The organism is Rhizobium sp. P2_G2 (assembly GCF_056403555.1).
Genome location: NZ_JBFUFF010000066.1, coordinates 1 through 13,504 on the forward strand (window position 1 = coordinate 1; position 13,504 = coordinate 13,504).

Here is a 13,504-nt window from a genome sequence, read left to right on the forward strand (position 1 = left end):
GCCAATCTCCCCCCTTGAGGGGGAGATGTCCGGCAGGACAGAGGGGGGGTACACTTGTGCCCAAGACAAACGCGTGCCACTCGCCGTCATAACCTTCTACCGCGCCCTCGTCCAAAGCGGCCAGACGGAACCCGTTGCGGCCTTGGTCGATGCCTTGACCGCCCGAGGCCTTGGTGTCCTGCCGATTTTCGTCTCCAGCCTCAAGGAGCCGTTTTCTGCAGACTTCATCCGCACCCTGTTCGTCGACCTCTCCCCGGACGTCGTCCTCAACGCCACGAGTTTCGCAGTCGTCTCTCCCGGCGCGGAGAAGACCGGCACTGTGCTCGACGAAACCGGCGCCCAGGTGCTGCAGGTGATCTTCTCCGGCTCCTCTCGCGAAAGCTGGGAAAATTCCTCGATGGGGCTTTCGGCGCGCGACCTCGCAATGAACGTGGCCCTGCCCGAAGTCGATGGGCGCGTGCTCACCCGTGCGGTCTCTTTCAAGCGCGCCGCGACCTATGACGAGCGCGCTGAGGTCAACATTGTCTCTCCGGTGCCGGAACCGGACCGGATCGAATTCGTCGCCGAACTCGCGGCCCGCTGGGCGCGGCTCAGGCATATCGACAATGCTGACAAGCGCGTCGCGCTGATCATGGCCAACTATCCGAATCGTGACGGCCGGCTCGGCAACGGTGTGGGGCTCGACACGCCGGCGGGTTCCGTGGAAGCGCTGAGAGCGATGCGCGACGCCGGCTATGTGACCGGCGAGCTGCCTGAGGATGGCGACGCATTGATCCGCCATCTCATGGACGGTCCGACCAATGCGGCGACGGATGGCCGGGTGATCCGTGAGGCGCTTTCCTTGAGTCATTACAAAGCGTTCTTCGCAAGCCTTCCCGTTCAGATTCAGGATGATGTCATGGCGCGATGGGGTGCGCCGGAGGCCGATCCGTTCTTTCTCGACGGTGCATTCGCCCTGCCGCTTTCGCGTTTCGGCCAGGTGCTCGTCGGCATCCAGCCGGCGCGCGGCTATCACCTCAATCCGAAGGACACCTATCATTCGCCGGACTTGGTACCGCCGCATGGCTATTTCGCTTTCTATGCCTTCATCCGCGAGGCCTTCGGCGCCGATGCGGTGATCCATATGGGCAAGCACGGCAATATGGAATGGCTGCCGGGCAAGGCCATGGCGCTCTCCGCGCATTGCTATCCGGAGGCCGTCTTCGGCCCGCTACCGCATCTCTACCCGTTCATCGTTAATGATCCGGGCGAGGGCACGCAGGCCAAGCGCCGCTCCTCGGCCGTGATCATCGACCACCTGACGCCACCGCTGACACGGGCGGAAAGCTATGGCTATCTCAGGGATCTGGAAGCGCTGGTCGACGAATATTATCAGGCACAGGGCACCGATCCGCGGCGCCTGCGGCTGCTCAAGAAGCAGATCCTCGATCTCGCCGGCGACACCGGGCTGCGTCATGACGCCGGCATCGACGGGCTGGACGAGGATTCGGCGCTGCAGAAGCTCGATGCCTGGCTCTGCGATCTCAAGGAAATGCAGATCCGAGATGGATTGCATGTGTTCGGCGTGTCGCCGGACGGGCGGTTGCTGACGGACCTCACGGTGGCGCTCGCGCGAGTGCCGCGTGGGTCGGGAGAGGGCGGTGGGCAGAGTTTGCAGCGGGCGATCGCAAAGGATTTATTCGAGGGAGTGCCGTGCGGTGCCCCCCCTCTGTCCTGCCGGACATCTCCCACTCAAGGGGGGAGATTGGATGGGGTGCCGCCTCTGCCTCAAGCTGAGGTCGTGCTTGCAGTTACCAGTGAGAATTTGGGGCAATCCGGAAGCCGCGAGTCAATCTCCCCCCTTGAGGGGGAGATGTCCGGCAGGACAGAGGGGGGTATTTCCGCATTCGACCCTCTCGACTGCGACATGGCCACAGCGTGGAGTGGCCCAAAGCCTGACATCCTTGCCGATCTCTCAGACAGCGCATGGCGCACGAACGGCGACACCGTTGAGCGCATCGAAATGCTTGCGACAAAATTGGTCTCGGGTGAAACCGCCTGCCAGCCAGACTGGGATAATGTTCGGCAGGTCATGGATGAGATCGAAACCCGGTTAAAGCCTTCCATCACCGCCTGCGGCCCATCCGAGATCGAGGCCCTGTTGCGCGGGCTTTCCGGCCGTTTCGTCTCGCCCGGCCCATCCGGCGCACCGACGCGCGGGCGGCCGGACGTGCTGCCCACAGGCAAGAATTTCTACTCCGTCGACACCCGCTCGGTGCCGACGCCGACCGCCTGGACACTCGGCAAGAAGTCGGCGGAACTGCTGGTGACACGCTACGTGCAGGATCATGGCGACTGGCCGAATTCTTTCGGCATCACTGCCTGGGGCACGTCCAACATGCGGACTGGCGGCGACGACATAGCCCAGGCTATGGCGCTGATCGGCGCCAAGCCCGTTTGGGACATGAGCTCGGCGCGGGTGACGGGTTATGAGATCATTCCGATTGCGGTCCTGGGCCGGCCGCGTGTCGACGTCACGCTCCGGATTTCCGGCTTCTTCCGTGACGCCTTTCCGGAGCAGATCGCGCTGTTCGACAAGGCTGTGCGGGCGATCGGTGCGCTCGACGAGGATGAGGCTGACAACCCGATCGCGACACGAATGAAGCGTGAGGCCGCGGAACTCGACAAGCGCCGTGCCGGTAGCCGCGTCTTCGGTTCGAAGCCGGGGACTTATGGCGCCGGCCTCCAGGCGCTGATGGACGAAGGCATCTGGGACGACCGCAGCGCGCTGGCGGAAAGTTTTGTCGAATGGGGCGGTTATGCCTATGGCAGCGACGAGGAGGGGGCCGAGGCGCGCGACCTGTTCGAAGCGCGGCTCGCCACCCTGCAGGCGGTGATTCAGAACCAGGACAATCGCGAGCACGACCTGCTCGATTCCGATGATTATTATCAGTTCGAAGGCGGCATGGCGGCCGCTGTGGCTGAGCTTTCCGGCACGCAGCCGGTGATCTATCACAACGATCATTCCCGCCCGGAAAAGCCGGTGGTGCGCTCGCTCGAGGAAGAGATTTCGCGCGTCATGCGCGGCCGCGTGGTCAATCCGAAATGGATCGAGGGCGTGATGCGGCATGGCTACAAGGGTGCTGCCGAGATCGCTGCGACGGTCGATTTCATGTTCGCCTTTGCCGCGACGACGGGAGCAGTCAAGGATCATCATTTCGAGGCCGCCTATCGCGCCTTCCTGATGGACCAGCGCGTCCATGATTTTGTCGCGGAGAAGAATCCCGCAGCGCTCGAAGACATCAAGGAAAAGCTGATGCAGGCGATCGACCGGAAATTCTGGACGCCACAGAGCAATTCGGCCCGCTTCGATCTGGCGCCGGCAATAACAGCGATGGAGCCGCAGAAATGAGGATGACTTCGGAAATCGCCCAGGCCCTTTACGGTTATCTGGATGGCCGCAAGAGTGAAGAGCCGGTGAAGCGCTTTCTTGCCGATTTCAGCTGGCCTGACGTGGAGCGGCCCGTGGCGCCCACCCGTCTGAAGGTGGTCGATGGCCTGTCGGGCGTCAGTCCACCCGCCGGCGAAGCCGAACGATCCTTGCTCGATACATTGGCAAAAACGGCCGGCTTTCTCGATTGGCGCCAGACTTATGGCATTTCGGATTTCAGCCAGGAATTTTTGGACAATTACGGCTGGGTCGAGATTTTCGGCACACGCGGGCATTATCAATCGGAGACAATGGCCGGTGGTTTCCTGATGCTCGGCCCGCATACCATCTACCCGGACCACCATCACATCGCTGAGGAAATCTATATCCCGCTGACGGAGTATTCGCTGTGGAGCATGGATGCGGCGCCGTTCCAGTTCCGCATGGCGGGTGAGATCATTCATCATCGATCGGAAATCTGGCATGCCATGCGCACGGCCGACAGGCCGATGGTGGCGCTCTATCTCTGGCGCGGCGGACCGCTCGACCAGGTATCGACCATTGTGGAAAGAGGCATCAATTGACCGAAGAAACCGCCGAAATAGCCGATCACGACGACGCGCGCCATAACGAGAAGATGGCCAAGAAGAAGGCCGCGCGCGACAAGATCATGGCCACCAAGACGGGCGAAAAAGGCCTGATTGTCGTCCATACCGGCAAGGGCAAGGGCAAATCCACTGCCGCCTTCGGCATGATCTTCCGCCACATCGCCCATGGCATGCCCTGCGCGGTGGTGCAGTTCATCAAGGGGGCGATGGCGACCGGCGAGCGCGAGCTGATCGATAAGCATTTTTCCGATCTCTGCGAATTCCACACGATGGGCGAGGGCTTTACCTGGGAGACGCAGGACCGCGCCCGCGACGTCGCCTCCGCGCAGGCCGCCTGGGAAAAAGCCAAGGAGTTGATCCGCTCCGGCCGGTCGATGGTGCTGCTCGACGAGATCAATATCGCACTGCGCTATGACTATATCGATGTCGGCGAGGTCATCGAATTTTTGCAGACCGAGAAGCCGGCGATGACGCATGTCGTGCTGACCGGTCGCAACGCCAAGGATGAACTGATCGAGATCGCCGATCTGGTCACCGAGATGGAACTGATCAAGCATCCGTTCCGATCGGGCATCAAAGGGCAGCAGGGGGTGGAGTTTTAGTCGAGCCGCTCAGGGACACTCAGCGCGAGTCTTCGTGTAATTCGGCGTCGAGTTCCTCGATCAGCTTTTCCACAGAGAAATCATCGACAAACTCTCCGGCTCCGGCTTGCCGATATCCTTCTTCGAGGTGAGCCCGAAGCACCCGCAATTCGGCCTCGCGGATTTCCATTTCCCTGAATGCGGCGCGAACGACTTCGGTTGCTGAACTGTAGCTGCCTTTGGCGATCTGTTCGCCAATGAAGTTTTCTCAATGTGCACCAAGGGTCAGGTCTGTCGTCGCCATTGTCGCCTTCGTCCTTACAATCCTAGAGGCAGAGACTGAGCGTGACAATCAAATCCCCAACCAGACCCTCAGCGGATTGGCAGGATTGGCAAGCAGCTTTATAGCCAGTGCAATGCAGGCGACGACCAGCAGCGGCCGAATGATTTTGGCGCCATTCTTCATCGCCAGCCGTGAGCCGGCCTGGGCGCCGAGGAACTGGCCAACACCCATGGCAATGCCGGCTTGCCAATGGATGGCGCCGGTGAAGGCGAAGACGGCGAAGGCGCCGACATTGGATCCGAAATTCAGAAGTTTTGTATGGGCCGTGGCCTTGAGCAGACCGTATCCCAGCAGCGTCACGAAGGCCAGCATGAAGAAAGAGCCTGTGCCGGGGCCGAACAGACCGTCATAGAAACCGATCAGCGGCACCAGCGTCAGTCCGAACAGGAAKGCTGACATGCGCTGATGCTTGTCGACGTCGCCGATATTGGGTTTGAGCAGAAAATAGAGCGCGATGACGATCAGCAGCACCGGCATGCAGGCCTGCAGCACCGAGCCGGGAATATAGGTCGTCGCCACGGCGCCGATGGCCGAGCCGAGCGCCGACATCACCGCCATCGGCAATTGACTCCTGAGATTGACCTGACCGCCGCTGGCATAGGCGAGCGTCGCCGAGCCGGAGCCGAACAATGACTGTACTTTGTTGGTGCCAAGGGACTGGATCGGCGAAAAGCCGGCAAGCAACAGCGCCGGCACCGTCACCAATCCGCCACCGCCAGCGATCGAGTCGATGAATCCCGCGACGAAGGCCGCAAGGAAGAGCAGGATCAGCATGACTAAGGTGAGTTCAGGCAAGGCGGGGCTCGATTCAGTGGATTTCTTTATTGCAAACCGAAGGGCAGCTGACAAGCATTCCACCGGATCGCAGACGCATCGCCGCACTTGACCAGCCGGCATAGGAAGGTATCAACGAAACATGTTTCTCAGCGACGTTCATCTTTTTCGCTACGGATGCGCCGATGCCTTCTAGCTTTGCTCATGGCTTCTGGCTCGGCGTTGGCCTGTCCGCGGGTGCGGACGGGGAGGAGGTGATCATGCTGGCCGAAGCGGTGATTGCCAACGCTGGCCTCGATCCGGCACAGTTGCAGCAGATCGCCACGATCGAAACGCGGCGGCACCATCCGGCGCTGCTCGCTCTTGCTTCTCGTTTTCAGGTGCCGCTGGCCTTGTTCGAAGCGATTGTGCTGGAAGACGAAACGCCGCGGCTGAAAAACCCGTCCGAAGCGCTTTTCGCCCGCATCGGCTGCCATGGCGTTGCCGAGGCTGCGGCGCTAGCGGCAGCTGGCGCCCAGGCGGCGCTGCTCGTCGAGAAGACCACTGGTCGTCAGGTAACGGTAGCGATCGCCGCGAAACCGCATAATCATTGACCATCCGATAAAAATTTCTGGCAATTTCCTGCGGGCTTTGCCAATGCTCGCCGCTACCGATGAAGAGAGAGGCTGAGCGAATGCATAAGGTGATTTTCGATACCGACCCCGGCGTTGACGATGCGATGGCGCTTCTGTTCCTGGTACGTCATCCGGACATTGATCTCATCGGCATCACCACGACGTTCGGCAATGCCTCAATCAACACCACGACACGCAATGCCCAGTTCCTGAAGCGCGAATGGCGCATTTCCGCACCGATCGCCAAGGGCAACGGCCACAAATATTCGCTCGGCCACGAAGTCGAACGCTATCCGACCTATGTCCATGGCGATGACGGGCTTGGCAATATCGGCCTGCCGGCGACGGTCGATGGCGTGCCGCTCGATCCCCGTTCCGGCCACCAGTTCATCATCGACACGGTTCGGGCAAATCCCGGTGAGGTCACCATCGTTGCCGTCGGTCGAATGACCAATCTCGCCAATGCCCTGAATGAGGCGCCGGAGATCACCGATCTCGTCAAGGAAGTGGTGATCATGGGCGGCGCTTTCGACGTGCCCGGCAACGTCACGCCGGCCGCGGAGGCCAATATCCATGGCGATGCACTGGCCGCCGATGTGGTGATGACCGCGCCGTGGAAAGTGGTGATGATCGGCCTCGACGTCACGCTCAAGACCACGATGTCGCGTTCGAAGTTGGCGGAACTCGCGGCCAAGGGCGGCCCGGAGATGCAACTGCTTGACCGGATCTCGCAGTTCTACATTGACTTCTACGACAACCAGGCACCCGACAGCATGGTCGTGCATGACACCTGCGCCTGCGTCTATGTCGTGGCACCCGAACTGTTCACCACACGCTCCGGCTCGATCCGTGTGGTGACGGAAGGTGTGGGCGAGGGCAAGACGATCCAGAAGCCGGATCGCATGGTGTTCGGCAAGAGCGTCTGGGACGACGCACCCAGCCAGGAGGTCTGCGTTGACGTCGAGGCAGAGAAGCTGATGGCGCTGGTCGAGGAGACATTGCTGCGGCAATGAATGCCGACTTCGCCGGCGGATCAGGTCATGCCGTTTTGAGGCTCAGGCCAGGCGACGGCATGCCTTAGCCTGGTTTGCATTTTCCCCTTTGCCGGCTTAGGAACGGGCATGGACGACATTTTTTCCGATCTTCCGGCATTCCTGCCCGGAACCGTGTGGCTGACGGGGGCAGGTCCCGGCGATCCCGGCCTGTTGACGCTGCTCGCGGTCAAGGCTTTGCGGGAAGCCGACATTATCGTCTATGACGCGCTGGTCGACGAATCCTGCCTGAAAATGGCGCGCCAGGGTGCGATCCTCGAATATGCGGGCAAGCGTGGCGGCAAGCCGTCGGCGCGGCAGCGCGACATCTCGCTCAGGCTGGTGGAACTGGCGCGCGCGGGAAAACGTGTCCTCCGGCTCAAAGGCGGTGATCCGCTGGTGTTCGGGCGCGGCGGCGAAGAGGCATTGACGCTGGTCGATCACGGCGTTGCCTTCCGCATCGTGCCCGGCATCACGGCCGGTATCGGCGGGCTCGCTTATGCCGGCATTCCCGTGACGCATCGCGAGATCAATCACACGGTGACTTTCCTCACCGGCCACGATTCCTCTGGCCTCATGCCGGATCGTATCGACTGGCAGGCGGTGAGCCGCGGCTCGCCTGTCATCGTCATGTATATGGCGATGAAGCATATGGGCGAGATCGCGCGACAGCTGATTGCCGCCGGACGTTCCTTGTCGGAGCCGGTCGCTTTTGTCTGCAATGCCGCGACCGAGGCGCAGCGGGTGCTGGAGACGACGCTCAGCCGCGCCGAGGAAGATATCGCAGCCTCCGGATTGGAACCGCCGGCGATCGTCGTGGTTGGCGAAGTGGTGCGGCTGCGACAAGGGCTCGACTGGCTCGGCGCGCTGTCCGGCAAGGTGCTGGTCGGCGATCCCTTTGGATCGCGCGGGCTCAAGGATCCCGCATGAGCGGGCTCCTGATTGCGGCGCCGACATCGGGTTCGGGCAAGACGACCGTGACGCTCGGCCTGCTCAGGGCACTTCGCAACCAGGGCATCGCCGTCAAGCCAGGCAAGGCAGGCCCCGATTATATCGATCCGGCCTTCCACAAGATCGCTTGTGGCCGCGCGTGCCTGAATTTCGATCCCTGGGCGATGCGGCCCGAACTGCTGGCTACTCAGGCGGCAGCGGATGGACCGATGATCGTCGAGGCGATGATGGGCCTCTACGACGCCGCTGCCGACCATACCGGTTCCCCGGCCAGCCTGGCGAAAATGCTAGGCCTCTCCGTCGTGCTGGTGGTCGATTGCGCGCGCATGTCGCATTCGGTGGGTGCCGTCGTGCGCGGCTATGCGGCCTATGACCCGGATGTCGAAATCGCTGGGCTGATCCTCAACCGTGTCGGCAGCGCGCGGCACGAATCGATGCTGCGGGCCGGGCTTGCGGGCGCAGGCATTCCCATTCTCGGCGTGATCGGCCAGGACAAGCAACTCGGCCTTCCCGAACGGCATCTCGGCCTGGTCCAGGCCGGCGAGATTGCCGGCATCGAAGCGTTCATGGACTATGCGGCGGATGTGGTTACCAGGACCTGCGATGTCGCGCGGCTCGCCGAACTGGCAGAGCGCCATGCATCCGACCCGCGCAATCTCCTCTGCCGCGTGCCGCCAATTGGCCAGCGGATCGCGATTGCGCGGGACGAGGCCTTTGCCTTTAGCTATCCGCATCTGGTCGATGGCTGGCGCGCGGAAGGGGCGGAGATTTCGTGGTTCTCGCCGCTTGGTGACGAGGCGCCGGACAGCGCGGCTGACGCCGTCTTCCTGCCGGGCGGCTATCCGGAACTGCATGCCGGCAGACTGAGTGGTAGCGAGAACTTCCGTCAGGGCATGCTGGAGCGTGCCGCGGATGGTGCGGTGATTTACGGGGAATGCGGCGGCTACATGACTCTGGGTGAGGTTCTGGTCGACGCGGCGGGTGAAAGCCACCCGATGCTTGGGCTTCTGCCGCTCGGCACCTCGTTTGCGGCGCGCAAGCGGCATCTCGGTTATCGCAAGGTCAGAGGGTTGGCCGGCCCATTTGCTGGCATGCCGCTGACAGCGCATGAATTCCATTATTCAACGGTGCTGCAGGAAGGGCAGGCGGAGCGGCTGTTCGATGCCGTCGACGCGGCTGGCGAGGTGGTCGGGCAGGCCGGGCTTTGCCGGGGGAACGTGTCCGGATCCTATATGCATGTGATCGATCTTGCCGGAGCTGCGGCCTGATGGCTGGCATCGTCCATGGTGGTGGGCTGACAGCGGCGATCGCCCAATATGGCGGCGCGCGCGAGGACTGGCTGGATTTGTCGACCGGCATCAATCCGAATATGCCGGATTTGCCGGAGATCCCGGCGGAGGTGTGGAACCGGCTGCCCGACAAGGGGCTGGTGGAGGAGGCGCGGGCGGCGGCGCGGGAGTTTTACCTGGGGGCTGCATCCGGGTGGATTTCTGAAGGGTTTCTGCAAGAATTGCCCCCCTCTGCCCTGCCGGGCATCTCCCCCTCAAGGGAGGAGATCGGATGGGGCGCTGCCTCGCCCCAATCTTCTTCCGTCTGTTCAGCACTCAACAGTAATTTGGGGCAAGAAGCGTGCTGCTTGCCAATCTCCCCCCTTGAGGGGGAGATGCCCGGCAGGGCAGAGGGGGGTATTTCGGGCTCAGGTCCTGCAAAGATCCGAACCCCCAACACTCTCCCGCTTCCAATCCCGGGAACCCAATCACTGATCCAGATTCTCCCACGTCTGGTGCAGCGAGGGAAGCTGGTGGGCATCGTTTCGCCTACCTATGGTGAATATCACCACTGTTTCGAAGGTGCCGGTTTTGCCGTCGATCATCTCGCGTCGGCCGACGATCTTCGTCCCGACCATGGGACGCTGATCGTCGTCAATCCCAACAATCCAAACGGTTTGCTGCATGCGCCGCAGACACTTCTTCTGCTGCACAAGATACTCCGTTCCCGCGGCGGCCACCTCCACGTCGACGAAGCGTTCGGCGATACCCGCCCCGAACTCAGCATCGCGCGCGAAGCCTCCGAACTCACAGGCCTCACCGTCAGCCGCTCTTTCGGCAAATTCTTCGGCATGGCCGGTCTCCGGCTTGGCTTCGTTTTCGCCGAGCCATCGATGCTGGAACGCATCGAGGCCGAGCTTGGTCCTTGGGCGGTGTCCGGCCCGGCGCTCTACATCGCCCGCGAATGGATGCGCGCAGACCGCAGCAAAATCCTCGCTCGAATCCTCGAGCGCAAGGCTGGCCTGGATGCCGTCCTCAAGGGTGCAGGTCTCAAGCTCGCCGGCGGCACCGAACTGTTTGCGCTTGTCGAGCATTCCGATGCCGGTCGCCTCTTTGAACATCTCGCGCATTCCCATATACTGGTGCGCAAGTTCGATTATCGTTCGGATTGGTTGAGGGTCGGGCTTGCAGGGGATGAACAGGGGGACCGGAGGCTGGCGGCAGCGCTGGCGTCCTTCAGGCCATAGATGCGGACATTGATTAATCTTGCCATCGCGCTGGTCATCGACCGGGTCGTGGGCGATCCCGACTGGATGTGGTCGAAAGTGCCGCATCCGGTGGTGCTGTTCGGCAAGGCGATTTCCTTCTTCGAGAGCAATTTCAACGGCAAGGGTCTCAATGATCGTGCCCGCCGGTCCTATGGTATTCTCGCCATTGCCGCGCTTTTGCTGGCGAGCGTGATGATCGGCTGGCTGATCCATAGCCTGCTTGCTCATCTCGGCAAGCTTGGCACGATCGTCGAGATTCTGATCGTTGCGGTGCTTCTGGCGCAGAAGAGCCTGTCGGACCATGTCGCGGCGGTCGCCCGCGGCATCAGGCGTGGTGGGCTTGCCGGCGGGCGGCGGGCCGTGTCTATGATCGTTGGCCGCGATCCTGAGCATCTCGACGAGGCGGCCGTCTGCCGTGCGGCGATCGAGACGCTGGCGGAAAACTTTTCGGACGGCGTCGTGGCGCCGGCGCTCTATTACGCCGTCTTCGGGCTGCCGGGYATCTTTGCCTATAAGATGCTCAACACCGCCGACTCGATGATAGGTCACAAAGCGCCGCGCTACCGGCATTTTGGTTGGGCTTCGGCGCGGCTCGATGATTTCGCCAATTGGCCGGCAGCACGGCTTTCGGCACTTTTGATCGTCGCCGGCGCCTTCATCCAACGTGGCCGCTGCGCAGCACATCGGTCGCTGACGACGGCGCTCACCGACCATGGCCTGCATCGTTCGCCCAATTCCGGCTGGCCGGAATCGGCCATGGCCGGCGCACTCGACGTGGCGTTGGCAGGCCCGCGCATCTATGCCGGCGAGCGGGTACAGGAGCCGTTGCAGAACGGCGCGGGACGCCGCCCGGTCGTGCCGGACGATATCGATGCTGCGATCGCCGTCTATGCTTCGGCCAGTACCGTGTTCAACGTCGCTGCCGCGATCGTCGCCATGTTGTTCATTGCGATCTTCTGACGGACGGAAGTATTGCCGTTCTGCGCAGATGAATCCGGGCTCGATTGCTTTGATTCAATCTTGCTTTACCAAGCCTTTTAAACGGATATCATCATCTTCCTGCTAAACATGGTCTTGTCAGATTGAGGCGTAGGGGATTTCGCGCCATTCAGGGGAGACTTTTATGCGTAAGATGCTCGTGGCCGCTACGGCCCTGTTTGCGTTCTGTGTTACGGCGGCCGCCGCCCATGCCGGAACGATCGTTGCCAGGGTGAATATTTCCACCCAGACCATGACCGTGACGGAAAACGGCTGGGAAAAATACAAGTGGAAGGTCTCTACCGCCCGTCCAGGCTATGTGACGCCGACCGGCCAGTGGCGCGCTTACCTCGCCTCGCTGCACCACCGCTCGCGCAAATATGACAATGCGCCGATGCCCTATGCGATCTTCTTCAACGGCGGCTATGCCATTCACGCCACCTATGAGGTCAAGCGCCTCGGCCGTCCCGCGTCGCATGGCTGCATCCGGCTGCTTCCGGAAAACGCCGCGATCTTCTTCGATCTGGCGCAGAAATACGGCCTCGGCAATACCAAGGTCGTCGTGACTGAATAATCGGCTGCATTACCAACTGCGATCGCGCCGCCCGGTTGTTCGGGCGGCGCCTTTGATTCCACGGTATTGCTGCCGCGGTGAAGAGGCGCTTCATCCAGCCTCGAAATGCGGCTAAGAGGACTCGCAACGCTTAACGATGGAGTAGCCTGTGCCGTTGGATGAATTGCTGGCCGCCGTGCATTCGGATATCGCGCCCCTTATCGGCGAGGGCAAGGTGGCCGACTATATCCCGGCGCTTGCCAAGATCGATCCGAAGAAATTCGGCATGGCGATTGTCACCGTCGACGGGGATATCCACCGCATCGGCGATGCCGACGAAGCCTTCTCCATTCAGAGCATTTCCAAGGTGTTCACGCTGACCTTGGCGCTTGGCCGCATCGGCGAGGGCCTGTGGAAGCGGGTAGGGCGGGAGCCCTCGGGAACAGCGTTCAATTCCATCGTCCAGCTCGAGCACGAGCAGGGAATTCCGCGCAATCCGTTCATCAATGCCGGCGCCATTGTTGTTGCCGATACGCTGCTGTCAGGCCACCAGCCGAAGGAGACGCTCGGCGAGATCCTGAGCTTCGTGCGCTATCTCGCCGATGACGACGAGATCATCATCGATGCAGAAGTGGCGCGGTCGGAACAGATGACCGGCTTCCGCAACGCCGCTCTCGCCAACTATATGCGCTCTTTCGACAATATCCGAAACCCCGTCGAGAAGACGCTCGGCGTTTACTATCACCAATGTGCGCTGTCGATGAGCTGCGTGCAGCTTGCCAAGGCCGGGCTCTTTCTCGCCAATAGCGGCCGCATCGCCCGTAGCGGCCATAGTGCGGTGTCGGCCGAGCGTGCACGGCGCATCAATGCGCTGATGCTGACCTGCGGCCACTATGATGCATCAGGCGATTTCGCCTTCAAGGTCGGCCTGCCGGGCAAGAGCGGCGTCGGCGGCGGAATCCTGGCGATCGCCCCGGGCAAAGCATCGATCGCGGTCTGGTCACCCGGACTTAACGCGAACGGCAATTCCGCAACCGGCACCAAAGCCTTGGAAAGCCTTGCCAAACGAGCCGGATGGTCAATTTTTGGGCGCTGATTCCACCAAGTCGTATGACGAAATTATTAC

At 61.7% G+C, this 13,504-nt stretch carries 13 protein-coding genes; 11 read left to right on the forward strand and 2 right to left on the reverse strand.

Annotation, left to right across the window (positions count from 1 at the left end; genetic code table 11):
• Positions 1–25: 25 nt before the first annotated feature.
• Genes cobN through cobO form a run of 3 tightly spaced genes read left to right on the forward strand, consistent with a single transcriptional unit; the run spans position 26 to position 4,619 of the window.
• Complete coding sequence (gene cobN / locus AC1D06_RS30030; RefSeq protein ID WP_477989600.1) at positions 26–3,391, forward strand: cobaltochelatase subunit CobN; 3,366 nt, start codon at positions 26–28, stop codon at positions 3,389–3,391.
• Positions 3,388–3,993, forward strand: coding sequence for a dimethylsulfonioproprionate lyase family protein (locus AC1D06_RS30035; RefSeq protein WP_477989602.1), 606 nt, complete (start codon positions 3,388–3,390; stop codon positions 3,991–3,993). The genes cobN and AC1D06_RS30035 overlap by 4 nt, the downstream gene beginning before the upstream one ends.
• Entirely contained in the window at positions 3,990–4,619 is a 630-nt protein-coding gene (gene cobO, locus AC1D06_RS30040; RefSeq protein ID WP_477989604.1) for a cob(I)yrinic acid a,c-diamide adenosyltransferase, read from the forward strand. Before AC1D06_RS30035 ends, cobO begins: the two co-directional genes overlap by 4 nt.
• 19 nt (positions 4,620–4,638) lie before the next feature.
• On the opposite strand, the gene AC1D06_RS30045 is transcribed toward cobO, so the two are convergent.
• On the reverse strand, positions 4,639–4,857 hold the full coding sequence (locus tag AC1D06_RS30045) for a type II toxin-antitoxin system ParD family antitoxin (protein ID WP_477989641.1): 219 nt from the start codon (positions 4,855–4,857) through the stop codon (positions 4,639–4,641).
• A gap of 93 nt (positions 4,858–4,950) precedes the next feature.
• Complete coding sequence (locus AC1D06_RS30050) at positions 4,951–5,715, reverse strand: TSUP family transporter (RefSeq protein WP_477989643.1); 765 nt, start codon at positions 5,713–5,715, stop codon at positions 4,951–4,953.
• A gap of 185 nt (positions 5,716–5,900) precedes the next feature.
• Here AC1D06_RS30050 and AC1D06_RS30055 point away from each other — a divergent pair, with 185 nt between their 5' ends.
• From AC1D06_RS30055 to AC1D06_RS30090, 8 genes are all read left to right on the forward strand, one after another.
• Complete coding sequence (locus AC1D06_RS30055; RefSeq protein ID WP_477878562.1) at positions 5,901–6,308, forward strand: cobalamin biosynthesis protein; 408 nt, start codon at positions 5,901–5,903, stop codon at positions 6,306–6,308.
• A gap of 80 nt (positions 6,309–6,388) precedes the next feature.
• Positions 6,389–7,342, forward strand: a complete 954-nt coding sequence (locus tag AC1D06_RS30060) for a nucleoside hydrolase (protein WP_477989606.1) — start codon at positions 6,389–6,391, stop codon at positions 7,340–7,342.
• 108 nt (positions 7,343–7,450) lie between these two features.
• Complete coding sequence (gene cobA / locus AC1D06_RS30065; RefSeq protein WP_477878564.1) at positions 7,451–8,290, forward strand: uroporphyrinogen-III C-methyltransferase; 840 nt, start codon at positions 7,451–7,453, stop codon at positions 8,288–8,290.
• Positions 8,287–9,579: a cobyrinate a,c-diamide synthase gene (locus tag AC1D06_RS30070; protein ID WP_477989608.1), complete on the forward strand. Its 1,293-nt coding sequence runs from the start codon at positions 8,287–8,289 to the stop codon at positions 9,577–9,579. Before cobA ends, AC1D06_RS30070 begins: the two co-directional genes overlap by 4 nt.
• Positions 9,576–10,826 carry a threonine-phosphate decarboxylase gene (locus AC1D06_RS30075; protein ID WP_477989644.1) on the forward strand — a complete coding sequence of 417 codons (1,251 nt, stop codon included), beginning with the start codon at positions 9,576–9,578 and terminating at the stop codon, positions 10,824–10,826. The genes AC1D06_RS30070 and AC1D06_RS30075 overlap by 4 nt, the downstream gene beginning before the upstream one ends.
• Positions 10,827–11,807 carry an adenosylcobinamide-phosphate synthase CbiB gene (cbiB, locus tag AC1D06_RS30080; RefSeq protein ID WP_477989610.1) on the forward strand — a complete coding sequence of 327 codons (981 nt, stop codon included), beginning with the start codon at positions 10,827–10,829 and terminating at the stop codon, positions 11,805–11,807.
• 163 nt (positions 11,808–11,970) lie between these two features.
• Complete coding sequence (locus tag AC1D06_RS30085) at positions 11,971–12,399, forward strand: L,D-transpeptidase (RefSeq protein ID WP_477878567.1); 429 nt, start codon at positions 11,971–11,973, stop codon at positions 12,397–12,399.
• A 148-nt stretch (positions 12,400–12,547) separates the two neighbouring features.
• Positions 12,548–13,474, forward strand: a complete 927-nt coding sequence (locus tag AC1D06_RS30090) for a glutaminase (protein WP_477989611.1) — start codon at positions 12,548–12,550, stop codon at positions 13,472–13,474.
• Positions 13,475–13,504 lie beyond the last annotated feature (30 nt).

What these genes read in the sequence shown, in the direction of transcription:
- cobN (WP_477989600.1), top strand. Translation starts at nt 26, where the DNA reads ATGTCCGGCAGGACAGAGGGGGGGTACACTTGTGCCCAAGACAAACGC.
- AC1D06_RS30035 (WP_477989602.1), top strand. Translation starts at nt 3,388, where the DNA reads ATGAGGATGACTTCGGAAATCGCCCAGGCCCTTTACGGTTATCTGGAT.
- AC1D06_RS30055 (WP_477878562.1), top strand. Translation starts at nt 5,901, where the DNA reads ATGCCTTCTAGCTTTGCTCATGGCTTCTGGCTCGGCGTTGGCCTGTCC.
- AC1D06_RS30060 (WP_477989606.1), top strand. Translation starts at nt 6,389, where the DNA reads ATGCATAAGGTGATTTTCGATACCGACCCCGGCGTTGACGATGCGATG.
- cobA (WP_477878564.1), top strand. Translation starts at nt 7,451, where the DNA reads ATGGACGACATTTTTTCCGATCTTCCGGCATTCCTGCCCGGAACCGTG.
- AC1D06_RS30070 (WP_477989608.1), top strand. Translation starts at nt 8,287, where the DNA reads ATGAGCGGGCTCCTGATTGCGGCGCCGACATCGGGTTCGGGCAAGACG.
- AC1D06_RS30085 (WP_477878567.1), top strand. Translation starts at nt 11,971, where the DNA reads ATGCGTAAGATGCTCGTGGCCGCTACGGCCCTGTTTGCGTTCTGTGTT.